Here is a 23,197-nt window from a genome sequence, read left to right on the forward strand (position 1 = left end):
AAATACAATTATGACATACGAGCAAACCCTAAACTGGATGTTTGGTAGGTTGCCGATGTATCAAAAACAAGGGCAATCGGCTTTTAAGCCTAAACTAACAAATACTATTGCGCTTGCAAAACATCTACAGAATCCCGAGCAAAATTTTAAATCTATTCATGTAGCGGGAACCAATGGTAAAGGCTCTACAAGCCATATGTTAGCCTCTGTGTTGCAGGAAGCAGGTTATAAAGTTGGATTGTACACATCTCCTCATTTAAAAGATTTTAGAGAGCGAATTAAAATAAATGGAAAGGAGATTTCAGAAGATTTTGTGGTAAATTTTATTGAAGTCAATAAACCATTCTTTAAAGCCAATGAATTGTCATTTTTTGAAATGACTGTTGGAATGGCTTTTCAATTTTTTTCAGAAGAAAAAATAGATATTGCAATTATAGAAGTAGGTTTAGGAGGGCGTTTTGACTCAACAAATATAATTACTCCCGAGGTAGCTTTAATTACAAATATAGGTTTGGATCATACCGATATGTTGGGAGATACCTTAGAAAAAATAGCTTGGGAAAAAGCTGGAATTATTAAGTCAAATGTTCCTACGGTAATAAGTGAGTATCATCCAGAAACATATCCTGTTTTTGAAGGAGTGGCTAGTTATAATAATACAACACTTCAATTAGCTTCTGAGCTAAATCTCAATTATAAAAGTGATTTATTGGGAGATTACCAAGAAAAAAATATAAAAGCGGTAGTATTAACGTTACGGCAATTAAAAGGCTTTTCTGTTACGGAGGAGAACATTGTAAATGGCTTGAATAATACAGTTCGGAATACTGGTTTAATGGGGAGGTGGCAAAAATTAGGCGAGGAACCAACTATAATTTGTGATACTGCTCATAATAAAGAAGGACTTTCAATTGTAACAAATCAGCTTTCTAAGCAAAAATATAATCAATTACATATTGTTTTAGGGTTTGTAAAAGACAAAAAACTCACAGACATCTTACCTTTATTTCCTAAAAATGCCATGTATTATTTCTGTAAGCCAGAAATATCTCGTGGTTTGGAGGCAGAAGTTTTAAAAGAAAAAGCTTTGGAGTATGCTTTGGAGGGCGTGGTATATAGTTCAGTTTCAGCTGCTTTTGAATCGGCTAAGAAATCGGCTGGTGTGAGCGATTTTATTTATGTTGGAGGGAGTACTTTTGTTGTTGCAGAAATACTCTAATTTTTTCTTTATTTTCTTTGCTGATATTAAAAACTGTTATATATTTGCAACCGCAATCAAGCAAATGAAGGGCGATTAGCTCAGTTGGTTCAGAGCACCTGCCTTACAAGCAGGGGGTCACTGGTTCGAATCCAGTATCGCCCACCAATTTTCAGACTTCCTTGAAGGAGGTCTTTTTTTATAAAACTTTCATTTACTTGATGCCCAAATTAGGGCGATTAGCTCAGTTGGTTCAGAGCACCTGCCTTACAAGCAGGGGGTCACTGGTTCGAATCCAGTATCGCCCACCACTTACAAACAAAGCCATTCAAGAAATTGAGTGGCTTTTTTAATTATGTACAGGTCACGCTATGGGGGATCATTCGGATCATTCCCAAAAGTTGTGTTTATGCAAAAATTGTAGTTAATCTGAAAAGGAAGAACTTGCTATTTTATATCAAACAAGAATTTATTGTCTTTACGTTTATAGGTATAAACGGTATAATGGCATAAAAATTTTGCTACATATTTGGCAATAAAAACTCCAAAAAGTAATGGGATGAATAAATTGTAACCTCCGCCAACTATTGCGCACGTTAAAAACAAAGAAGTTAAGGGTGCATGAATTGCAGCGCTTAGCATAGCTCCAGCGCCTAATAAAGCAAAGTTTAAAACTATTAAATCTGTTTGGAAATATTGATTACAAAAAGTAGCAACAAAAGTGCCAAGTGCGGCGCCCGTTACAATGCTTGGAGCAAAAACACCACCATCTCCTCCTGCTCCTAATGTAAGGGAAGCAGCCAAGGGTTTAAAAATAATTATACAGAATAATGAGAGTAGGAATCCAATAGGAAGTGGAGTATAATAATTTGAAGCTAGAAGCTCATTAATCCCGTGGTAGCTATCTCCATATAAAGCTGGAAAGAAAAATATCGAAATTCCTACAAGTACAGCTCCAAGATTTACCCGAATAAAATTATTGCTTATTTTAGAAAATACTTTTTTTATAAAGATTACACATTTAGTAAAATAAACAGCTGTAACACCAGCTAGCACGCTAAGTAGTATCATAAAAGGAATTGCTCTTGTATTCCATAGTGAAACATGATACTCAAAAAGTATTTCATTATCAAAAAAATGAACAAATGTCCAAGCTATTAATACAGAAATTCCACAGCTTAGAAGAACACTTTTTGTAACTTTTCTTGAAATAACTTCAATACTAAATAGAATACCTGCAATTGGACTCCCAAACAAAGTAGTTATTCCAGCAGCAACACCTGCGCATATTAACTCTGTTTTATAACTATTGGCAACAGTGTCTTTTTTATGTACAGATGCTCCAAGAGCTGCAGTTGCAACTACGGTGGAAACTTCAATACCTGTAGAACCTCCAAATATAACCGTTAAAAAACCATTTATGTAATGAGAGGGTACTTTGTAAAACGGAAGTTCATCCTTTCTGTTGTTTAGGGTATGGAAAATTTCAGCAATACCTTTATTCTTTTTTCCTTTGAATAAATATTTTCTAGTAAAATAAATAAGCGTTATTCCTACAGAAGGAGCTATTATAAAAAGTAGAGGAAAGCTATTAAGCTTTTCAAAAATATGCTCTTCAAAAATTTCTGTAGTTTTCTTTAAAGAATAACCTAAAATAGTAGCAGTGGCTCCTACAATAATAGCGCCCGTTACTAAACCATAATAGCTTTTTTTGATAATTTCCTTCTTCATTAAAATGAATAGTTTGTGCTTTATTCTAAATTTAAGATTGCAAAATTAAGAATATTACATCAGAGAAGTACAAATAGTAGTAAAGAATAAATAGCATGTTTTTTATTGATATTGCAAGACAGGGAATAAATGTTGTAGTATATAGATTCTATTTCAGAATTCACTTTTTAAATCGATTCTTTTTGTAAAATCATCAAAAATTATAAATACTTAGGTAAAAACACTCTAAAAAAGGCATAGTGTAGTTTATATTCAATAATTTTAGTTTCGACTAATAGCATAAAGTATTTTAAAATAATGTTTTTAGTTTCAATAGTATAAATAAAATATATGGAAATCAGAACTAAGGAGCATGAGCGTTTAGAAGAAAATTATTCGGAGAAGAAAGATTGGCTTAAATGGGGGCCTTATTTAAGTGAGCGGCAATGGGGAACAGTTCGAGAAGATTACAGCTCAAATGGAGATGCTTGGGGGTATTTTACGCACGACCACGCTCGAAGTAGAGCCTATCGTTGGGGAGAAGATGGAATTGCTGGAATTTCCGATCGTTATTGTAATATTTGTTTTGGAATAACACTTTGGAATGGAAAAGACTCTATTTTAAAAGAACGACTTTTTGGATTAACTGGTCCTGAGGGAAACCATGGAGAAGATGTGAAAGAATTGTATTACTATCTAGAAAACACTCCTTCTCATTCTTATATGAAACATCTCTATAAGTATCCGCAAGAAGAGTTTCCATATGATAAAATTGTGGAGGAAAACCGAAAAAGAGGTCTGAATGAACGTGAATATAAAATTCTAGATACCGATGCTTTTAAAGGAGATAAGTATTTTAATGTAGAAACAGAATATGCAAAAGCAGATAATGAAGACCTTCTTATAAAAATAACAATTGAAAATGTAGCTAAAACTCAAGCCGATTTACATTTGTTGCCTACTCTTTGGATTCGAAATTATTGGAGTTTTGTTGGAATAAAAGAAAAACCATTCATCAAAAAACAAACAGCTAATGGAATGGATTATGTAGCTGTAAAGAACATTTATGTAGGGAGTTATAATTTGTATTTTGAGGAAGCTGATTTTTTGTTTTTTACTGAAAATGAAACCAATGAAGAAGCTGTATATTTAAGAAAGAATGACCATCCATATAAAAAGGATCTTTTTCATACTTCTTTAGTGAATGATAATGTTTCTTTGCCAACATCTATAGAGGAAGGAACAAAATTTGCCCCTGTATACAAATTAAATTTTCAAGGAGGGGAAACGAAAACTATAAAATTGCGTCTTTCTGCACAAGAGCACTCGAAACCTTTTGACGAGCAGTTTGAGGAAATTTTTAATCGCCGTATAGAAGAATGTAATGAGTTTTACAATGCAATAACTAATGGGAGTACTAATGAACGAAAAGCTATTCAACGGCAAGCTTACTCTGGATTGTTATGGACAAAACAATATTACAATTACGATGTTGAAACTTGGTTAGAAGGCGATTCTGATGTTTCTATACCTCCTGTGGAAAGACTTTCGGGGAGAAATAGTAATTGGAAAACATTGAGAAATCACGATATTATGTCGATGCCCGATAAATGGGAATATCCTTGGTATGCTTCGTGGGATTCTGCATTTCATTGTATTTCCTTGGCTAAAATTGACCCAGAATTTGCAAAAAATCAGCTTATATTATTTACTAGAGAATGGTATATGGCTCCAAATGGACAAATTCCAGCCTACGAATGGTCTTTTAGTGATGTCAACCCACCAGTACAGGCATGGGCTGCAATGAAAGTTTATAAAATTGATAAGGAACAAAAAAGTTTATAAAATTGATAAGGAACAAAAGGGTGTAGGAGATATTAAGTTTTTAAAACGGATACTCAATAAATTAGCATTGAATTTTACATGGTGGGTAAATAGATTAGATAGTAGTAATAATAATATTTTTGAAGGAGGCTTTTTAGGACTCGATAATATAGGGGTGTTTGACAGGAGTTATGGGGTTCCTGGAAACGGAAAGTTGGAGCAGGTAGATGGCACTTCATGGATGGCACTTTATTGTTTAAGTATGTTGGAAATTAGTCTTGAGATCTCTTTACAAGACAATAGTTATGAGGATATGACTATAAAATATTTTGGACATTTTGTATTTATTGCTGAAGCTTTAAATAATATAAATATTAATTCTCAAGGAACTTGGGATGAAGAGGAAGGCTTTTTTTATGATAAATTAACACTGCCTTCTGGGGAATCTACACTGATAAAAGTCCGTTCTATTGCTGGTTTGTTGTCTATGGCTGCAGTTTTAAATATCAAAAAAGAAGTTATAGAGAAACTACCAAAATTTGAGCGTAGTATTAATTGGTTTAAACGATACCGAAAAAATACATTGAAATATCCAGTAATCCAGTCGTTTGTAGATGGTGAGGACTTATTACTGTCTTTAGTGCCTCAAGATCGATTATTAATTTTAATGAAGAGCTTTTTAGATGAAAAAGAGTTTTTAAGCGACTATGGGATACGTTCTCTTTCTAAAGCACATGAAAAACCATACCATATTAGTATTGAAAACATTGATTATTCTATTAATTATGAATCTGGAGAATCTACGGTGCATTTATTCGGAGGGAATTCAAATTGGAGGGGACCTATCTGGATGCCTATTAATTTTCTTTTTATTCAAGCTTTAAAAGAATACCAAAGTCATAAAATGGGGTCTTTGAGTTTTGAATTTCCAACAGGAAGTGGTCAAAAGAAAGAGTTATCAGAAATTATTTTAAACCTAAGTGAGCGTCTTATTAATATGTTTGAAAAAGATAGTAATGGAAACCGACCAATAAATTCCAATCATCCAGAAAAGTATAAAGAGGCTATGTTTAAAGATCTAATTTTGTTTTATGAGTATTTTGATGGAGATAATGGTCGTGGTTTAGGCGCGTCTCATCAAACAGGATGGACAAGTTTGGTGGCAAATTTAATAGACGATATTTCTTAAATCCCCTCATTGAGGATTTTATTCCCAGAGCCTGTTCTGAGTATATTGAAAGGCTCTACGTCGAAATGGATTAAATTATTTTCCTTTAGTTACCTCGTAGGCTTGCCTCGAGGTAGTTGATTCATGAGAATAAATTTTTAACAAGTGACTTCTTTTTGTTTGTTAATGAGTGTTTTACTTCCCCACAATTTTATTATAGCATTTTTTAATTCTACAAATTTTAGCTACAGATTATGGAATATAGATCATTCTTTTTCCTTGAGGAGCTGCGGTTAGAATAGCAGGGAATGAAAAGATATATTTGTGGTTAACGGTCTTTTTTTTTGTACAGAATTAATCAAATTTAACTTTAACAAAATTTTAAGAAAACCGCTTGTCTTTTTTCTTCGTTAGTATAAGTGAAGATTAATCATAAAAACATCAATTATGAAAAAGACAACAATAAAAGTTCATCAACCAAAGAGCTTTAATAACAGAAGACAATTTTTAAAATTGGGAGGACTGGCGGTAGCTGGTACTGGATTATTAATGGCTTGTAGTAATGACGATGATCAAAATATGATGCCGCCGCCTGAAGGTGGAATATTCGATTTAGGCGAAGGAGATCTAGGGGTTTTAAATTACGCCTATGCGTTAGAGCAACTGGAAGCAGATTTCTACACTAAGGTTGTAAATTCATTTTACGCTAATATTACAGATGAAGAAAGACAAGTTTTAACAGACTTGTATTACCATGAGGTAAATCATAGAGATTTCTTTAATGCCGCAATTTCAGCAGCAGTAGAAGGGAATACAGACTTAATGTTGCCAACTTTAGAGTTTGATTATGGAGATTTGGATTTTAGTAATAGAGCTCAAGTTTTAGGTACTGCAAAAGTACTAGAGGATACTGGTGTTGCTGCGTATAATGGTGCAGGAAGATTGATTTCTAATCCAGATTATTTATTAATAGCAGGAAAAATAGTTTCTGTAGAAGCAAGACATGCTTCTGCAATAAGAACACTTATAAATCCTAACTCGGCAGACTTTGCTGGAGATGATGTAGTAACTGTAGATACAGGTTTAGATGTAGCTTTAGATCCATCAGATATTTTGGCTGCCGTATCTGCAACAGGATTCATTAAAACTGAATTTACAGCGAATAACTTACCGTAGTTAAGAACCTTTAGTTGTTAGTAATAAATTATTTATTTCAGTTTAAAACTGAACTAATCCAAAAACATAAAACGATGAATATTATAAATTTTTTAGATGATTTTACTACCAGTAGTATTTTAGAAGGTAAAACATCAAGACGAGATATATTTGGGACATTAGGAACATTAGGGAAGAAAGCGGCTATGGCTGCAGTTCCTTTAGGATTGGCAGCAATGCCTAAAAAAACATATGCGCAATCTATGAATACAGATCCAGTAGGAGCGCTTCAATTAGCTTTAACTTTAGAGTATTTAGAAGATGAGTTTTACGATTTAGCCCTTCAATCGGGAGTGTTGCCATCTGGAAGACCTGAAACTGTTTATATGCAGATTTCTAAGCATGAACAAGCGCATGTTGACTTTTTAATAGCTGGTTTAGAAGGTGCTGGAGTAACTCCAGTTTCAAAACCAACATTCGATTTTACTGTAGGCGGTACTTTCGATCCGTTCAATGATAATGGAGTTGGACAAGAAACAGCATATGCACAATTATTAGCATTGGCACAAGCTTTTGAAGATACAGGAGTGAGAGCATATAAAGGGCAGGCAGGAAATTTATTAGGTTCCCCGTTCTTAACTGCCGCCTTGCAAATTCATTCTGTGGAAGCTAGACATGCTTCTGAAATTAGAAGGTTAAGAGGTTTGAAAGGTTGGATTACAGGAAATGAAAGAGGTGCAGGAATGCCAGATGCAACACAGCCCGTTTATAATGGTGAGGAAAATGTAATGCAAGGTGGTTTAGATGTAACTACTTTGGGTAGCGGTGCTGCTTTTAGCATGGATGCTTCTACCGAAGCTTATGATGAGGCATTATCTGGAGATGATGCCGTAGCAATAGCTAGTCTATTTATAGTTGAAGAATAAATTTTTTGGTTGGTTGTTGAGGTCATTTAGGGGTTTAAAACTCTAAATGACCTTTTTTTTAATAATTCAGAAAAATACAAATTGTCTATTTAAAGATTTAGGAATTTAAATACTCTAAAATTCTCTCTAAAGCCATTCCTCTGGATCCTTTTATTAAAATATTTTTTTGAGTCGGGATTTCTTTTATAATGTAATCTTTTAATTCGTCAAAAGATTTAAATTTTAAGGCGTTGGTTGTTGTTTTATAGAAATTCTCTCCAACTAAAATAGTAGCATCAAAATCTAAGTTTTCAGCAAGCATTGCTATAGTTTGATGTTCCTTTTCTGCTTCACTTCCTAATTCAAACATGTCTCCTAGAATAAGTAGCTTGGTAGTGTCTTTTAATTGATTAAAATTGTCTAATGCAGCTTTCATGCTAGAAGGATTTGCATTGTAAGCATCTAGAATAATTTTATAATTTTTGGAATTTATTATTTGAGACCTATTGTTTGAAGGCTTGTATGCTTCAATGGCTTCTTTAATTTCTTTATTAGAAACTTCAAAATAGCTTCCCATTGTTATAGCTACAGCAATGTTTGTAGTGTTGTAAGTGCCTATCAAATTAGAATTAATAGTAATATCTTCAAATGCTAGCGTAACAAATGGATCTGCATTTTTAAATGTAATTTGATAATCGCTTTTTGGAGTTTGACTAAAACCTATTTTAGCATCATAATGCTTTAATTTTTCAATTTGAATTTCATCTTCAGCATTAAAAAAAACTGTTTTATAGCGTCCGATTAAAAAGTCATAAAGCTCACTTTTCCCTTTAATTACACCTTCAACTCCTCCAAAACCTTCTAAATGAGCTTTTCCAAAATTTGTAATATAACCATAGTTTGGAGTAGTAATATCACACAATCTTTGGATTTCTTTTAGGTGGTTGGCGCCCATTTCTACAATTCCCATTTCAGTGGTTTTATCCATAGAGAGTAGTGTTAATGGAACTCCAATATGATTGTTTAAATTTCCTTTGGTAGCAACCGTTCTGTATTTTTTTGATAAAACAGCATTTATTAATTCTTTAGTTGTAGTTTTACCATTACTTCCAGTAAGCGCTATAATTGTAGGGTTTATATATTTTCTATGAAATTTAGCAAGCTCTTGTAGTGAAAACAAACAATTGTTAACCGTAATAATTCTATCGGAAGTTTTGTACCTTCTGTCGTCTACAATAGCAAATTTGGCGCCTTTTTCTATAGCTTCTTCGGCAAATTCATTTCCATTAAAGTTTTCTCCTCTTAAAGCAAAAAACATGGTGTCTTTTTCAATCTTTCTAGTGTCTGTAACTGCGCCAGTAGTAGTTAGAAATAAAGTATGTAGTGATTCTGTTGTCATGGAATAAATGTATAAAAAAAAGCTCTGATAAATTCAGAGCTTTTTCCTATATTATTTATAAATTTTTTTATTAATGTCTTGGTGTTTTCTTCTCTTTAGCTTTAGATCCAACTCTAGACATTGCACAACGAAAACCAATATAATCTGTTGCCATATATTGTGGTAAATATCTTCTTTGAGCAGGGTCTAACCAGTATGCTCTATCTTTCCAAGATCCTCCTTTATAAACTCTTACTTCGTCGTTTATTAGGGTAGTTCTTGTATTAGAGTCGTCTATTTGCTTTACAATATTTCCTAAAGAATCTCTTATGATTTTATTTTTAGGAGCATTGTACATTCTTTTAGAATCTTCTAAATCCTCTCCTTCATTAAACATATCATAATATCTAGTAGAACCTTTATCTCCATCTCTATAATTTCTATTATCACTGGTGTCAAAGTTAGTTCTTAAATAGGTATCGTTTTGATCGATAGGAACCATTGCAATTTCCCCAGGTAAATCACGAGCAACAATTCTACCGTTGCTTAGTGTATCATATTTAATTCCATCTCTACCAACAATTTGAACTTTACCGTCTTCTCCAATAGAAGTTTTCATGTAAACGTTCCCACGGTAGTAGTTAAAGTCGTTAGCTTCATCATCAACAATAGGTCTATAAACATCGGCAACCCATTCCGCAACATTTCCTGCCATGTCATATAATCCCCAGTCGTTTGGAGGATACGATTTTACTTGAGCAGTAATATCTGCACTATCATCGGACCATCCTGCAATTCCACCATAGTCACCTTTGCCTTGTTTAAAGTTAGCAAGTTGATCTCCGCGGTTTTTTCTTTTTCCTGATCGGGTGTATTCCCCTTCCCAAGGATATTTTTTTCTACCTCTATAATTATTGTATTCTCTTGTTCCTACAAGTGCGGCAGCTGCATACTCCCATTCTGTTTCGGTAGGAAGTCTATAAGAAGGCATAATTACCCCACTAGATCTTTTAGCAAATACATTTGTAGAATCTCTTTTTGCATTTCCTTGAAGGGAGTCTATTTGTCCGCCATAAACATTTTCAGGACTATTTAGGTAGGTTTCAGTGCTAAATGTTCCTTGAGTTTCTCCGTTAGTTACGGCATATTTACTGTTTTTAGCAAGATACCCTTCACGTTCTAAAAGTAATTCGTTAACTCGGTCGGTTCTCCATTCAGAAAATTGAACAGCCTGTACCCAATTCACTCCAACTACAGGATATTCAGCATATGCTGGATGTCTAAGATAGTTGTTGGTCATTACTTCATTATATCCAAGTCTATTTCTCCATACAAGTGTATCAGGAAGTGCTCCTTTATAAATGTTTGCATAGGCTGGATCGTCTGGTGGGTAAACGCTTTTAAGGTAATCAAGGTATTCCATGTACATCTTGTTGGTAACCTCTGTTTCGTCCATGTAAAACGACTGAACATGTTGTTGTGTAGGTGTGTTGTTCCAGTCGTGCATTACATCATCTTGAACTTTTCCTCTAGTAAAGGTTCCTCCTTCTAGAAATACGAGTCCGGGAGCAGTTTCCTGCTCTTTAAAATTTGTATTGTATTGGAAACCACCTTCTTTAGAATTGATTTGCCAACCAGTAGCTCTAGAAGTGTTTTTTGAAGAATTACTACAGCTAGTAAAACTCGCAAACGCTATTAAGCATAATACATATGGGTTAAAAAGATACTTCTTCATAGTTAAGATTTGAGTTGTCTTAAATAAGTGTGCAATATAGTAATTAAGTGTTTTAATTCAATTTTTTTCATAAAAATTGTGAGTATAATGTTGTCAAAGTTCGCTACGTTGTTGTAAAAACGATGAAATAACAATTTTATTATTTCATATAAATAGAATATTGTTGATAAGCGGGTTTTGGGGATTGTAATGTATAGATATGCGGGGAATTAATTTTTGTAGATTTTATTTTATAAAAAAGGTCAGTTTAACACAAGATTATTCTTAATAATACGTTAATTGCATATTGTAATGTGATATTTGCCTTAAATCAATAAAGATTTATATTTGTTTTAATATTCAACCTAAACTAAATGAGATTAAGTTTTTTATTTCTGAGTCTATTATTAGTGTCAGCTTATGCCTCAGCTCAAAATGAATCCAGAGTAATAACTACAGCAGTCCCTTTTCTTACAATTGCTTCAGATGCTAGATCTGGAGGGATGGGAGAGTTAGGAGTAACTACTTCGCCAGATGTGTTTTCCCAACAATGGAACCCAGCTAAATATGCTTTTGCAGAAAGAGAATATGGAGTAGGGCTTAGTTACACCCCCTATTTAAGTCAGCTTGTTAATGATATTGCCTTGTTAAATGCTTCTTTTTATAGTCGTATTAACGAGCGTAGTGCATGGGCTGCAACCATACGTTATTTTGGTTTAGGAGACATTGAATTTATTACCGAGAATGAAGCTCAAATGGGAGTTGCTCCAACAATTGTAAGACCAAATGAATTGGCATTAGATGCTTCCTATTCATTAAAACTCAGTGAAACTTTTTCTATGGCTGTAGCTGGAAGGTTTATTAGATCGGATTTAAAATATCAAGATGAAACAACCGATGGTACTTCTGCAAGCACTTTTGCAGTAGATGTAGCAGGTTATTATCGTTCTCATGAAATAGCATATAATAGTTTTAACGGGGTTTGGAAAGGAGGATTTAATATCTCTAATATCGGTCCGAAAATGAAATATGATGAAGATGATAGTAGAGAAAGTCCTTTACCAACTAATTTGAAATTTGGAGCAGGATTCGATTTTATTTTTGATCCAATGAATAAACTTTCATTAAATACTGAATTTAATAAATTATTAGTTCCAACACCGAGTGATTCTAATGGGGATGGTCAGATTGATACTCAAGACGATTATTATAACGAAAGCTTTTTCTCTGGAATGTTTACTTCTTTTGGAGATGCTCCAGATGGGTTTAGTGAAGAGTTAAAAGAGATTACTTGGGCTTTTGGAGCTGAATATGTGTATAATGAGGCTTTTGCTTTGCGTACAGGGTATTTTCATGAAAATGATGAAAAAGGCGCTAGAAAGTTTTTTACGCTAGGAGCAGGATTCACTTTTAAAGCAACAACTATAGATCTTTCTTATTTATTCTCTACTTCTAATGTAAGAAACCCATTAGAAAATACGCTTCGATTTTCTCTTACCTTTAATTTAGGAGATGAATATTATAATTATTAGATAGCGTTTAAATGATTAAAACTGAAACATTCATGTCTAAATTTTTAGATACAAAGCAGAATGATTATTTTAATGTTCCATGTAATTATTAAAAAGCAATAAAAATTAATTATGAAATAAAGAAGCCTTAAAATATAAAGAAAACTTCTTTTTTCATTTTAGATACTCAAACTAAAAACTAATAGTTTTCAATCAAAATATTGTATTTTGCTAATGCGTTCAGGAAAAGAATTATCTTAAACTAGCTCAAAAGGTATCTGAGCGAGAGTACTTAGCACATATTATGAGTAGTCTCGGGGAATTAAAACCTTTATGAAGGATTAAAAATGCATTATGAAAAAACTTGAAATAACAACAACTCTTACTGTTTTCGATTCTCTAGATGAACTTCCTACTGAAGTTAGAGAATTAATGGTCAAAGCTGTAAATGTTCGTAAAAATGCCTATGCTCCTTATTCCAAATTTAGAGTAGGAGCTGCACTTGTGTTAGAAAATGATGAAGTTGTAGTGGGGAATAATCAGGAAAATGCAGTTTTTCCTTCTGGTTTATGCGCAGAACGAGTTGCTATTTATCAAGCAGGGGCACTTTATCCTAACATTTCTATTAAAATGATGGCAATTTCTGCTTCTTCGGATGCATTTAATGTGTTAACACCAACCCCTCCATGTGGTGCGTGTAGGCAATCAATGTTTGAATATGAAGAAAATCAAAAAGCACCCATAGCACTCTATTTTATGGGGGAAACAGGGAAAGTAGTTAAAGCAGATTCTATAAAAGATTTATTACCACTTACCTTCGGAAAAGCTACTTTGAATAATATTTAACAAAAATCTTTTATAAAAGCACTTTTTCATTTTTACACTTTTATTGAAAACGCTACTTTTGTATTGCGTTTAGAAAAACGTAACCTTTTAGGTAAGGTGCTATTTATGTTAAATGTTTTTCTAAATTGAATGCGCAAATTTTTGGCAAAAAGAAAATATAGATGAAAAAAGTTACAAAAGAAGTTTACTTGAAATGGTATGAAGACATGCTATTTTGGAGAAAGTTTGAAGATAAGCTGGCAGCGGTTTACATACAACAAAAGGTAAGAGGTTTTCTTCACCTTTATAATGGACAGGAAGCCGTATTAGCAGGTACTTTGCATGCTATCGATCCTAAAAAAGATAAATTAATTACTGCATATCGTAACCATGTTCAACCAATAGGTATGGGCGTAGATCCAAAAAGAGTTATGGCAGAGCTTTATGGAAAAGCAACAGGAACTTCTCAAGGTTTAGGAGGTTCAATGCATATTTTTTCAAAAGAGCATAACTTTTATGGAGGTCATGGTATTGTAGGGGGGCAAATTCCACTTGGAGCTGGACTTGCATTTGCAGATAAATTCTTCAAAAGAGACGGAGTAACTTTATGTTATATGGGAGATGGAGCAGTGCGCCAAGGTTCTTTACACGAAACCTTTAATTTAGCAATGCTTTGGAATTTACCTGTAGTTTTTATTTGTGAAAACAATGGGTATGCAATGGGAACTTCTGTAGCTAGAACTTCTAAAGAACAAGAAATTTGGAAGTTAGGTCTTGGTTTTGATATGCCATGTGGACCTGTAGATGGGATGAATCCTGTTAAAGTTGCCGAAGCAGTTCATGAAGCTGTAGAAAGAGCACGTTCTGGAGGAGGACCAACTTTCCTTGAAATGAAAACATATAGATACCGTGGTCATTCTATGTCGGATGCTCAACACTATAGAACTAAAGACGAAGTAGAAGAATACAAAAAAATAGATCCAATTACTCAAGTTAAAGATATCCTTTTAGATAAGAAATATGCTAAGGATGAAGATATCGCTAAGATTGACAAACGAGTAAAAGATTTAGTAAAAGAGTGCGAGAAATTCGCTGAGGAATCAGATTTCCCAGATAAGAATGTAATGTACGACGTTGTTTACGAACAAGAAGATTATCCATTTTTACAGCATAAACTTTAAAAATAATGGCAGAAATCATTAACATGCCACGTTTGAGCGATACCATGGAAGAGGGTGTCGTTGCAAAATGGCTTAAGAAAGTAGGAGATAAAGTAGAAGAAGGCGATATTTTAGCTGAAATTGAAACAGATAAAGCTACAATGGAGTTTGAATCGTTTCATGAAGGGACGCTTCTTCATATTGGAATACAAGAAGGAGATGGTGCACCTGTTGATTCTCTTTTGGCAATCATTGGGGAAGAAGGAGAAGATGTTTCAGGACTAATTAATGGAGCTGAAAATTCTTCAGATTCAAAAGCAGAAGCTAAAGAAGAGAGTAAAAAAGAAGCATCTAACGAAGAAAAATCTTCTGAAGAAACTTCTAATGGTGGAGGAGGAATTCCTGAAGGTGTAGAAGTGGTTACTATGCCACGTCTAAGTGACACTATGGAAGAAGGAACTGTTGCTTCATGGCTTAAAAAAGTAGGAGATGATGTTGAAGAGGGCGATATTTTAGCTGAAATCGAAACAGATAAAGCTACAATGGAGTTTGAGTCTTTTTATTCAGGAAAGCTACTTTATGTTGGAATTGAAGAAGGACAATCGGCACCTGTTGATGATGTTTTAGCTGTTATTGGACCAGAAGGTACAGATGTTGATGCAGTATTAAATGCTTCAAAAGGAGGCGGAACTGCTTCAGCTAAAAAAGAAAAAGAAACTTCTTCAGATTCTTCTAAAACAGAAGCACCTAAGGAAGAAATAGCAGAAGCTCCAAAAGCTACTTCTACTTCAAACGGCAGAATTTTTGTTTCTCCTTTAGCTAAAAAAATGGCTGAAGATAAAGGAATCGATCTTTCTAATGTAAACGGTTCTGGAGAGAACGGTAGAATTGTTAAGAAAGATATAGAAAATTATAAGAAACCAGCAGAAAGCGCAACAACAGCTGCGCCTGCTTCTCAACAAGCTTCATCGGCTCCATCGGCAATGCCATTTGTACCCGCAGGAGAAGAAAGTACGGAAGAGAAGAAAAATTCTCAAATGCGTAAAACTATTGCGAAGCGCCTTGGAGAATCTAAATTTTCAGCGCCACATTATTACTTAACTATCGAAGCAGATATGAGTAATGCAATGGCTTCTCGTAGTCAGATAAATGCTTTGCCAGATATTAAAGTATCTTTTAATGATATGGTAGTTAAAGCGTGTGCAATGGCACTTAAGAAACACCCGCAAGTAAATACAACATGGAAAAATGATGTAACAGTTTACAATCACCATGTACATATAGGTGTTGCTGTTGCTGTGGAAGACGGACTTTTGGTTCCTGTATTAAAATTTACAGACCAAATGAGTTTAACACAAATTGGTTCTCAAGTTAGAGATTTAGCTGGAAAAGCTAGAAATAAAAAAATTACTCCTGCCGAAATGGAAGGAAGTACTTTTACAGTTTCTAACTTAGGAATGTTTGGAATCCAAGAATTTACTTCAATTATTAATCAACCTAATTCGGCTATTCTTTCTGTAGGAAGTATTGTTGAAAAACCAGTTGTTAAAAATGGAGAAATTGTAGTTGGACATACAATGAAGGTTACTTTGGCCTGCGACCATAGAACGGTTGATGGTGCTACTGGAGCTCAATTCTTACAAACATTACAGGCGTATTTAGAAAACCCTGTAACCATGTTAGCATAGATAAATTTTATAGAATAAACATAGAAATCCCGCTTTATGCGGGATTTTTGGTATATTTAAATCCCTTAAGAGGGTTTAATTCCGATGCTTGCTCTGAGTTTATTAAAGAGTTTTGCATCGAAAAGAATTATACCAGTTATTGATTGAATTTACTGTAAAATAAAATGATGATTTTTTTCTTTATACAAAACAGAAAAATAAAACATAGTGAGTCTTTGCTACGTCTTTTTATCTTGAAGTAGAAAGGGAAAAGATGCATTTTATATCAGTAAATAGAGTTGGTAAGTGGTATTTAATAGGTTTTAATTGAACGCCTTTTTGGCTATTCAAGAGCGTTGTTCATTATCAAATAATTACTAAATTTTATACACGTGAAAAAATATTTATTTGCCTTATCGTTAGTAGCAATTGCATGTAAGTCTACTACAACTACCGTAACAGAAACAGCTTCAAAAGCAGAAGTTTCTGTAGAAAAAGTAGCTAGTGCTTCTTCAGTAGAAAAAAACTTGTCTTTTCTAGCTTCAGATAAATTAAACGGTAGAGAAGCGGGAACAGAAGGAATAAACACAGCCTCTTCCTACATTGAAAATATTTTTAAGAAAAATGGGGTGAAACCTTATTTTGAAACCTATCATGATACCTTAACAAATTTTGATAAACCAACCTATAATGTTGTAGGAATGGTTGAAGGAAACGACCCACAATTAAAAAATGAGTTTGTTGTTATTGGAGCACATTACGACCATATTGGAACAGCAAAAGCTGTAGAAGGAGATGAAATTGCCAATGGAGCTAATGATAACGCTTCTGGAACCAGTGCAGTAATTGAGTTTGCTAAGTATTTCGGAACTCATAAAACTAATAAAAGAAGCTTGTTGTTTGTTTTGTTTTCTGCTGAAGAAAAAGGACTTTTAGGATCTGAGCATCTTGCTGAAAAATTAAAAAGCCAAGATTTTAATCTGTATACAATGATTAATTTTGAAATGATTGGCGTGCCTATGCAGCGTGAAGCGTTAACTTATCTTACAGGATATAAGGAAAGTAATATGGCTGAAAAGATGAATGCCTATGCAGGAAAAAATATAGTTGGATTTTTACCAAAAGCAGGAGAATACAACCTTTTTAAAAGATCCGATAATTACCCTTTTTATGAAGCGTTTAAAGTGCCAGCACAAACTATTTGCACCTTTGATTTTGAAAACTATCCATATTACCATCATGTAGATGATGAGATTAGTGAAATGGATTTTGAGCATATGGCAAACGTAATAAATGAAATGATTCCTGTGTTGGAAAAGATATCTAACGCGCCAACAAAGGAAATTAAAATGAATACGCTATAAATTAACCGTAATGGCTAAAAATATTATTGTTACAGGAACAAGTAGAGGAATAGGATTTGAATTAGTACAATTGTTATCAAAACAAGGGCATAATGTATTGGCGCTTTCCAGAAATTGTAAGCCTGTAAATAATCTTAATATTTCAAATGTAACAGCATTTGACTGTGATATTTCAGAAGAAATTCAACTAAAAAAAGTAACAACTTTTATTGAAGAAAATTGGAAACAAGTAGATGTGCTTATAAATAATGCGGGGAGTATTGTAAACAAGCCATTTGCTGAAATTTCGATGAAAGAGGTGGAAGATGTGTACCGTGTAAATGTTATAGGAGTATTTGCCCTAACACAACTTGTGCTGCCACATATGCCAAAAAACGGTCATGTTGTTACAATAAGTAGTATGGGAGGAGTACAAGGAAGTATGAAATTCCCTGGCTTGTCTGCATATAGTTCTTCAAAAGCAGCTGTAATTACTTTGACGGAATTATTGGCTGAAGAGTATAAAGAAACAGGCCCTTCTTTTAATGTATTGGCTTTAGGAGCGGTACAAACAGAGATGTTAGAAGAAGCCTTTCCAGGTTATAAAGCTCCAACTACTCCAGAAGAAATGGCAGCATATATTGCAGAATTTTCTTTAAATGCTAATAAATTTTATAATGGGAAACTATTGCAGGTTAGCAATAGCACCCCGTAAAAAGGAAATAAATGCGTGAGATTCTATCTAAATACATTCCAGAAATGGCGGTAACGCCTTGTTTGGAGATGATAAAGCTCAATCATGTACATTTAAAAATTGTAAATGAACGCGTTACTAGACATGGAGATTACAGGAAACTACCAGATGGGAGTCACCAAATTACTGTAAATGCAAATTTAAATAAATATAGATTTCTAATTACGCTAGTGCATGAGATAGCTCATTTAGTTGCTTTTACAAAATATGGGCGACTTATAAAGCCGCACGGACAGGAATGGAAATATACGTTTCAACAATTGATGCTTCCCTTTATTAGACCAGAAGTTTTTCCTAGTTCGTTATTACCTGTGCTAGCCCGACATTTTAAAAACCCTAAAGCGAGTAGTGATACCGATGCGTATCTTTCTGTAGCGCTGAAAGAATTTGATCCTCAAAACAATAAAAATTATATCTTTGAACTCCCAATAGGAAGTGTTTTTCGAATACACAACGGAAAGGTTTTTAAGAGAGGAAATAAACGCGTAAAAAGATACGAGTGTGTTGAAGTTAATACGGGAAGAGTATACCTTTTTCAACCCAATGCGGAGGTTGAACTAATTAATGATTGATGAATAAAAATTACTATGCAATATTGATGGCAGGAGGTATCGGGTCTCGTTTTTGGCCCGTTAGTACAGCCGCACTGCCAAAACAATTTCATGATATTCTGGGGACGGGGGAGACGCTTATTCAAAAAACCTTCAGTAGATTAAATAAAATTATTCCAGCAGAGAATATTTATATTTTAACAAATGAAGAGTATGGAGATTTGGTAATGAAACAATTGCCAACTGTTCAAAGTGAACAGGTTATTCTAGAACCAGCTATGAGAAATACAGCTCCTTGTATATTGTATGCCTCCCTAAAAATAAAAAAGAAAAATCCAGATGCTATGCTAGTGGTTGCTCCAAGCGACCATTGGATTGAGCAAGAAGATAGTTTTGTAAACGATATTAAATTATGTTTTGAGACTTGTGAAAATGAGGATGTTTTAATGACTTTGGGGATAAAACCTACTTTTCCGAATACAGGATATGGTTATATTGAGCATAAAAAAAATGCTTCTGAAGTTGTAAAAAGAGTGGAACGTTTTTGTGAGAAACCCGATTATAAAACAGCGAAAAAGTTTATAAAACAAGGGAATTTTTTATGGAATGCAGGAATATTTGTTTGGAATGTACAAAGTGTTTTAAATGCTTTTGAAAAATATCAAGCTCCAATGTTGAACCAGTTTTTAACAGGTTTTGATGATATTAATACTGAAAAAGAAAAAGATTTTATAGCGAAAGCATATCCTGAGGCTGAAAATATTTCTATTGATTATGCTATTATGGAGCCTTCAAAAAATATATATGTGCTACCAGCTTCTTTTGATTGGAATGATTTAGGAACATGGGGAGCTTTGTATAATGAATTACCAAAAGACGATAATAAAAATGCTATTGTAAATGCTAAAACACTTTTGGAAAATAGTAAAGGAAATATAATTCATACTTCAAAAAATAAAACAGTAGTTATTGGCGACTTGAAAAATTATATAGTTATAGATGAAAAGGATAAGCTACTAATTTACCCTAAGAAAAAAGAGCAAGAGATAAAAGATCTCCTAAAAAGGTTGAATACTAAATTTACTGATTCATAGTGAAACATGGAAGAAGAAAAGAAAAACGGATTAGGGCAAGATAATATTACGCCTACCGATAATAGCAGCCAAGAAAAGGTGAAGAGAGATTTCTCTGGTTTCTTGGGGAGTTTAAAATTATTTTTCTCTGAGCTATTGGATATTAGAAATAATACCGATCAAGAGGCTACTAAAGAAAGTATAGTAAACGATATTCCGTTTAAAGGGCATACTTCTTGGATTTTAATTTGCTCAATATTTATTGCATCTATTGGGTTAAATGCTAATTCAACAGCAGTGGTTATTGGAGCCATGTTAATTTCTCCTCTTATGGGGCCTATTTTAGGTATTGGAATGTCTTTAGCTATTAATGACATTGATACCTTAAGAAGATCTCTTAAGAACTTTGCCGTAATGGTAATTTTAAGTATTCTAACTGCTTTTTTATTCTTTAAATTGTTTCCTTTACGAGATGAGTCTTCTGAGCTTTTAGCCAGAACAGCACCAGATATTCGAGATGTGCTTATTGCATTTTTTGGGGGTACTGCTTTGGTTATTGCAAGAGCAAAAAAGGGAACTATTGCCAGTGTTATTTTTGGTGTTGCAATTGCTACAGCCTTAATGCCTCCATTATGTACCGTAGGTTTTGGTTTGGCAAAAGGGAATGTAGATTATGCAATGGGAGCCATGTATCTCTTTCTAATTAATACCATTTTTATTGCTTTGGCAACATTTATTGTATTAAAGGTACTGCGTTTCCCAATGGTGAAATATGTAAATTCTAAAAAGCGTAAACGCATTGCTCAAATAGCTTCCATTTTTGCCATTTTGGTAATGATTCCTGCTGGAAAAACTTTTTATGATGTGTTGCAAGAGTCTAATTTTAAAAATCAAGCTACCAAGTTTATTAATGACGATGTAAAGCCATATAAGTTTGATGATGGAGGGTTTTTATTGGATAAGTACTCTGTAATAGAATATAATAAAGGAAAAGGATCCAAAATAGAATTGGTTTTTATGGGAGATGCTGCAATTCCTAAAAATATTCAAGAAACTTGGCGTGAAAAAATGAAATCATACTCGAAATTGCAAAATGCTGAACTTGTTATTATGGGGGGTGAAAACAAACAATTTGATAAGTTTCAATATGTAAATGAACTATACGAAGCTAAAAAACAAGAAATTGTTACAAAAGATGAGCAGATAAAAGTACTTGAAAAGGAAATAGACCGTTTAAGTAGATTTGCCTATAACGAAGTGCCGTTTCAGGAAATAAGTAAAGAAATTAAGATAAACTACAGTAATATTTTAGAGCTAGGTTTTGGTAATGAAATCAAAACCGATTTTAAAAAGATTGACACCATCCCGATGTTTATTATAAAATGGGAAAAAGGAATGTCGTCTGAAAAGAAAATAGAAGCTTCTAAAAAGTTGACAGAATGGCTTAAAGTCCGAATGAAGAATGATAAAATAGAGGTGAAATATTTGGATTAGTTTTCCATTGATGATATAATTTACTACCAAAAAAAGGGTTAGACAGCGTCTAACCCTTTTTTTGTAATGTGTAATGTATAAGGTATTGTTTGTTAAGAAACTTTACCCATATTATCTGTTAAGGTGTTTATAAAGCTTGTAATAGGGCCTTTTATCATCATTCCCATCATTGCATTGAACTCTCCTTCAAAAGTTAGTTTTGCTTCGCTTTTATCAGCAGCTAAACTCTCAATATCCGCAGTTAGTGTAAACGGAAGTTTCTCGCTTGCAGCTCCTAATACAATTTTATTATGCGGTTGCTTTTCTTTCATTTTTAGAACGATTTCTGGCATTCCTTTTAATGCAAAAAGAAACTTATCGTCTTCTAAAACTTCAAATTTACTAATGTTTTCTGGCATTAGTTTTTCAAAGTTTTTTACATCACCTAAAAAATTATATAATTCTTCAGCAGATTTATTTACGGTCTTTTTTTCTGTTTCTAACTTCATGGTGCTATTATTATTTCCAATTTCCAGGATCTTTTCTCCAATCCTGTAGCGTCTTTAGTTCTTTTTCGTTGATGTAGTTGGTATCTACCGCTTGTTGTAATAAATGCTCGTAGTTACTTAATGTATATAAAGAAACATTATTTTCTTTAAAATTCTCATCAGCAACATCAAAGCCGTAGGAAAATATAGCAATCATTCCTTTTACATTAGCGCCTTCTTCTTTTAAAGCTTTAACAGCGTTTAAGCTACTTTTTCCAGTACTAATTAAGTCTTCTACCACAACAACGCTCTGTCCACGGTCTAAAAAACCTTCAATTTGGTTTCCTCGTCCGTGTTTTTTAGGCTCTGGTCTAACATATACAAATGGAAGACTAAGTACCTCGGCAACAAGCATTCCAATTCCAATAGCTCCAGTGGCAACCCCGGCTATAACATCGGGTTTTCCATAAAGCTCTTCGAGTTGCTTTGCCATATGCTCTCTAACGTAATTTCTGATAGGAGGAAAGGATAGTACTATTCTATTATCACAATAAATTGGTGATTTCCATCCGGAAGCCCATGTAAAAGGATTTTTCGGATTCAACTTTATTGCATTAATTTGCAATAAAAGTTCTGCTGTTTTTTTAGCGGTATCTTTATCTAAAACCATGTTGCAAATGTATGAAGTTTTTGTAAATGAACATCGCATTATTTTAACCAATAAGATTGAAAAAGAAACAGATTTCAAATTGTTTCTAATGGAAACTGTTGATATTGTTGATGTAATTCATCAACTAAATAAAGGTAAAATAAAATGCGCCCATATATATTATGAGGATGAGAAGGTTCTGATGAAAAAATTCCTAAAAAAAATACCGTTGGTCATTGCAGCGGGGGGATTAGTTAAAAATAAAGAAGATGAAATTTTATTTATTTTTAGAAATAGTAAATGGGATTTGCCCAAAGGAAAAGTGGATAAAGGGGAAACTATAGAAGATGCTGCTATACGTGAAGTTGAAGAAGAAACGGGTGTAAAGAAGCTAAAAATAGATTCTTTTCTTAAAAAAACATACCATATTTTTAAAAGAAATGGTACTTATAAATTAAAAGAAACGCATTGGTTTTTAATGACGAGTAAGTACAAGGGTACTTTAGTGCCACAATGTAACGAAAATATTGAGTTAGCCGAATGGCGACCAGCATCCGACATTCCTAAATTGATGGAAAATTCTTATGAAAATATAAAAACATTGTTTTAGTCAGAAACCCTTTAAAAACTTATACAGAATTATATTTGAAA

The 23,197-nt window shown here is 33.5% G+C and carries 20 protein-coding genes and 2 tRNA genes; 17 read left to right on the plus strand and 5 right to left on the minus strand.

Annotation, left to right across the window (positions count from 1 at the left end):
- Positions 1 to 10: 10 nt before the first annotated feature.
- From AC13CQ_RS08670 to AC13CQ_RS08680, 3 genes are all read left to right on the plus strand, one after another.
- The gene (locus AC13CQ_RS08670; RefSeq protein WP_008613467.1) at positions 11 to 1,219 is read left to right on the plus strand and encodes a bifunctional folylpolyglutamate synthase/dihydrofolate synthase; all 1,209 of its coding nucleotides are present in this window, start codon (positions 11 to 13) and stop codon (positions 1,217 to 1,219) included.
- Between the two features lie 69 nt (positions 1,220 to 1,288).
- Positions 1,289 to 1,366 (plus strand) — tRNA-Val (locus tag AC13CQ_RS08675).
- Positions 1,367 to 1,431: 65 nt separating this feature from the next.
- Positions 1,432 to 1,509, plus strand: a tRNA-Val gene (locus AC13CQ_RS08680).
- 136 nt (positions 1,510 to 1,645) lie between these two features.
- On the opposite strand, the gene AC13CQ_RS08685 is transcribed toward AC13CQ_RS08680, so the two are convergent.
- Positions 1,646 to 2,929: a chloride channel protein gene (locus AC13CQ_RS08685; protein WP_474506975.1), complete on the minus strand. Its 1,284-nt coding sequence runs from the start codon at positions 2,927 to 2,929 to the stop codon at positions 1,646 to 1,648.
- Between the two features lie 330 nt (positions 2,930 to 3,259).
- Here AC13CQ_RS08685 and AC13CQ_RS08690 point away from each other — a divergent pair, with 330 nt between their 5' ends.
- From AC13CQ_RS08690 to AC13CQ_RS08705, 4 genes are all read left to right on the plus strand, one after another.
- On the plus strand, positions 3,260 to 4,753 hold the full coding sequence (locus AC13CQ_RS08690; RefSeq protein WP_482882829.1) for an MGH1-like glycoside hydrolase domain-containing protein: 1,494 nt from the start codon (positions 3,260 to 3,262) through the stop codon (positions 4,751 to 4,753).
- The gene (locus AC13CQ_RS08695) at positions 4,728 to 5,921 is read left to right on the plus strand and encodes an MGH1-like glycoside hydrolase domain-containing protein (protein WP_482882831.1); all 1,194 of its coding nucleotides are present in this window, start codon (positions 4,728 to 4,730) and stop codon (positions 5,919 to 5,921) included. Before AC13CQ_RS08690 ends, AC13CQ_RS08695 begins: the two co-directional genes overlap by 26 nt.
- Before the next feature lie 426 nt (positions 5,922 to 6,347).
- The gene (locus AC13CQ_RS08700; protein WP_474506976.1) at positions 6,348 to 7,076 is read left to right on the plus strand and encodes a ferritin-like domain-containing protein; all 729 of its coding nucleotides are present in this window, start codon (positions 6,348 to 6,350) and stop codon (positions 7,074 to 7,076) included.
- 74 nt (positions 7,077 to 7,150) lie between these two features.
- Positions 7,151 to 7,981 (plus strand): ferritin-like domain-containing protein, encoded by an 831-nt coding sequence (locus tag AC13CQ_RS08705; protein WP_008613458.1) that lies wholly within the window; start codon positions 7,151 to 7,153, stop codon positions 7,979 to 7,981.
- Positions 7,982 to 8,078: 97 nt separating this feature from the next.
- On the opposite strand, the gene AC13CQ_RS08710 is transcribed toward AC13CQ_RS08705, so the two are convergent.
- Complete coding sequence (locus AC13CQ_RS08710; protein WP_474506977.1) at positions 8,079 to 9,359, minus strand: UDP-N-acetylmuramoyl-tripeptide--D-alanyl-D-alanine ligase; 1,281 nt, start codon at positions 9,357 to 9,359, stop codon at positions 8,079 to 8,081.
- Positions 9,360 to 9,429: 70 nt separating this feature from the next.
- Positions 9,430 to 11,073 (minus strand): gliding motility lipoprotein GldJ, encoded by a 1,644-nt coding sequence (gene gldJ / locus AC13CQ_RS08715; protein WP_008613451.1) that lies wholly within the window; start codon positions 11,071 to 11,073, stop codon positions 9,430 to 9,432.
- A gap of 353 nt (positions 11,074 to 11,426) precedes the next feature.
- Here gldJ and porV point away from each other — a divergent pair, with 353 nt between their 5' ends.
- The 9 genes from porV to AC13CQ_RS08760 all read left to right on the plus strand — a co-directional run bounded on the left by porV (position 11,427) and on the right by AC13CQ_RS08760 (position 21,430).
- A complete protein-coding gene (gene porV / locus AC13CQ_RS08720; protein WP_008613450.1) occupies positions 11,427 to 12,584 on the plus strand; it encodes a type IX secretion system outer membrane channel protein PorV in 1,158 nt (385 codons plus the stop codon).
- 333 nt (positions 12,585 to 12,917) lie between these two features.
- The gene (locus AC13CQ_RS08725; protein ID WP_008613449.1) at positions 12,918 to 13,409 is read left to right on the plus strand and encodes a cytidine deaminase; all 492 of its coding nucleotides are present in this window, start codon (positions 12,918 to 12,920) and stop codon (positions 13,407 to 13,409) included.
- A 161-nt stretch (positions 13,410 to 13,570) separates the two neighbouring features.
- On the plus strand, positions 13,571 to 14,569 hold the full coding sequence (gene pdhA, locus AC13CQ_RS08730; RefSeq protein WP_008613448.1) for a pyruvate dehydrogenase (acetyl-transferring) E1 component subunit alpha: 999 nt from the start codon (positions 13,571 to 13,573) through the stop codon (positions 14,567 to 14,569).
- A 5-nt stretch (positions 14,570 to 14,574) separates the two neighbouring features.
- On the plus strand, positions 14,575 to 16,236 hold the full coding sequence (locus AC13CQ_RS08735) for a pyruvate dehydrogenase complex dihydrolipoamide acetyltransferase (RefSeq protein ID WP_337899920.1): 1,662 nt from the start codon (positions 14,575 to 14,577) through the stop codon (positions 16,234 to 16,236).
- Positions 16,237 to 16,607: 371 nt separating this feature from the next.
- Entirely contained in the window at positions 16,608 to 17,579 is a 972-nt protein-coding gene (locus AC13CQ_RS08740; protein ID WP_337899919.1) for a M28 family metallopeptidase, read from the plus strand.
- Positions 17,580 to 17,589: 10 nt separating this feature from the next.
- The gene (locus AC13CQ_RS08745; protein ID WP_008613445.1) at positions 17,590 to 18,273 is read left to right on the plus strand and encodes an SDR family NAD(P)-dependent oxidoreductase; all 684 of its coding nucleotides are present in this window, start codon (positions 17,590 to 17,592) and stop codon (positions 18,271 to 18,273) included.
- An 11-nt stretch (positions 18,274 to 18,284) separates the two neighbouring features.
- Complete coding sequence (locus tag AC13CQ_RS08750) at positions 18,285 to 18,884, plus strand: SprT-like domain-containing protein (protein WP_008613444.1); 600 nt, start codon at positions 18,285 to 18,287, stop codon at positions 18,882 to 18,884.
- Complete coding sequence (locus tag AC13CQ_RS08755; protein ID WP_474506978.1) at positions 18,884 to 19,957, plus strand: mannose-1-phosphate guanylyltransferase; 1,074 nt, start codon at positions 18,884 to 18,886, stop codon at positions 19,955 to 19,957. Before AC13CQ_RS08750 ends, AC13CQ_RS08755 begins: the two co-directional genes overlap by 1 nt.
- 6 nt (positions 19,958 to 19,963) lie before the next feature.
- Positions 19,964 to 21,430, plus strand: coding sequence for a DUF389 domain-containing protein (locus AC13CQ_RS08760; RefSeq protein ID WP_008613439.1), 1,467 nt, complete (start codon positions 19,964 to 19,966; stop codon positions 21,428 to 21,430).
- Between the two features lie 92 nt (positions 21,431 to 21,522).
- On the opposite strand, the gene AC13CQ_RS08765 is transcribed toward AC13CQ_RS08760, so the two are convergent.
- Together AC13CQ_RS08765 and pyrE are read right to left on the minus strand one after the other, a co-directional pair.
- Positions 21,523 to 21,918, minus strand: a complete 396-nt coding sequence (locus AC13CQ_RS08765; RefSeq protein WP_008613436.1) for an orotate phosphoribosyltransferase — start codon at positions 21,916 to 21,918, stop codon at positions 21,523 to 21,525.
- A 10-nt stretch (positions 21,919 to 21,928) separates the two neighbouring features.
- Positions 21,929 to 22,567: an orotate phosphoribosyltransferase gene (gene pyrE / locus AC13CQ_RS08770; RefSeq protein WP_008613434.1), complete on the minus strand. Its 639-nt coding sequence runs from the start codon at positions 22,565 to 22,567 to the stop codon at positions 21,929 to 21,931.
- Positions 22,568 to 22,574: 7 nt separating this feature from the next.
- On the opposite strand from pyrE, the gene AC13CQ_RS08775 reads away from it, so the two are divergent.
- Positions 22,575 to 23,156 (plus strand): NUDIX hydrolase, encoded by a 582-nt coding sequence (locus tag AC13CQ_RS08775; protein WP_335588713.1) that lies wholly within the window; start codon positions 22,575 to 22,577, stop codon positions 23,154 to 23,156.
- Positions 23,157 to 23,197 lie beyond the last annotated feature (41 nt).

The sequence above is a fragment of the Galbibacter sp. L-19 genome, from assembly GCF_056857615.1.

What these genes read in the sequence shown, in the direction of transcription:
- AC13CQ_RS08670 (WP_008613467.1), top strand. Translation starts at nt 11, where the DNA reads ATGACATACGAGCAAACCCTAAACTGGATGTTTGGTAGGTTGCCGATG.
- AC13CQ_RS08685 (WP_474506975.1), bottom strand. Translation starts at nt 2,929, where the DNA reads ATGAAGAAGGAAATTATCAAAAAAAGCTATTATGGTTTAGTAACGGGC.
- AC13CQ_RS08690 (WP_482882829.1), top strand. Translation starts at nt 3,260, where the DNA reads ATGGAAATCAGAACTAAGGAGCATGAGCGTTTAGAAGAAAATTATTCG.
- AC13CQ_RS08700 (WP_474506976.1), top strand. Translation starts at nt 6,348, where the DNA reads ATGAAAAAGACAACAATAAAAGTTCATCAACCAAAGAGCTTTAATAAC.
- AC13CQ_RS08705 (WP_008613458.1), top strand. Translation starts at nt 7,151, where the DNA reads ATGAATATTATAAATTTTTTAGATGATTTTACTACCAGTAGTATTTTA.
- AC13CQ_RS08710 (WP_474506977.1), bottom strand. Translation starts at nt 9,359, where the DNA reads ATGACAACAGAATCACTACATACTTTATTTCTAACTACTACTGGCGCA.
- gldJ (WP_008613451.1), bottom strand. Translation starts at nt 11,073, where the DNA reads ATGAAGAAGTATCTTTTTAACCCATATGTATTATGCTTAATAGCGTTT.
- porV (WP_008613450.1), top strand. Translation starts at nt 11,427, where the DNA reads ATGAGATTAAGTTTTTTATTTCTGAGTCTATTATTAGTGTCAGCTTAT.
- AC13CQ_RS08725 (WP_008613449.1), top strand. Translation starts at nt 12,918, where the DNA reads ATGAAAAAACTTGAAATAACAACAACTCTTACTGTTTTCGATTCTCTA.
- pdhA (WP_008613448.1), top strand. Translation starts at nt 13,571, where the DNA reads ATGAAAAAAGTTACAAAAGAAGTTTACTTGAAATGGTATGAAGACATG.
- AC13CQ_RS08735 (WP_337899920.1), top strand. Translation starts at nt 14,575, where the DNA reads ATGGCAGAAATCATTAACATGCCACGTTTGAGCGATACCATGGAAGAG.
- AC13CQ_RS08745 (WP_008613445.1), top strand. Translation starts at nt 17,590, where the DNA reads ATGGCTAAAAATATTATTGTTACAGGAACAAGTAGAGGAATAGGATTT.
- AC13CQ_RS08750 (WP_008613444.1), top strand. Translation starts at nt 18,285, where the DNA reads ATGCGTGAGATTCTATCTAAATACATTCCAGAAATGGCGGTAACGCCT.
- AC13CQ_RS08755 (WP_474506978.1), top strand. Translation starts at nt 18,884, where the DNA reads ATGAATAAAAATTACTATGCAATATTGATGGCAGGAGGTATCGGGTCT.
- AC13CQ_RS08760 (WP_008613439.1), top strand. Translation starts at nt 19,964, where the DNA reads ATGGAAGAAGAAAAGAAAAACGGATTAGGGCAAGATAATATTACGCCT.
- AC13CQ_RS08765 (WP_008613436.1), bottom strand. Translation starts at nt 21,918, where the DNA reads ATGAAGTTAGAAACAGAAAAAAAGACCGTAAATAAATCTGCTGAAGAA.
- pyrE (WP_008613434.1), bottom strand. Translation starts at nt 22,567, where the DNA reads ATGGTTTTAGATAAAGATACCGCTAAAAAAACAGCAGAACTTTTATTG.
- AC13CQ_RS08775 (WP_335588713.1), top strand. Translation starts at nt 22,575, where the DNA reads ATGTATGAAGTTTTTGTAAATGAACATCGCATTATTTTAACCAATAAG.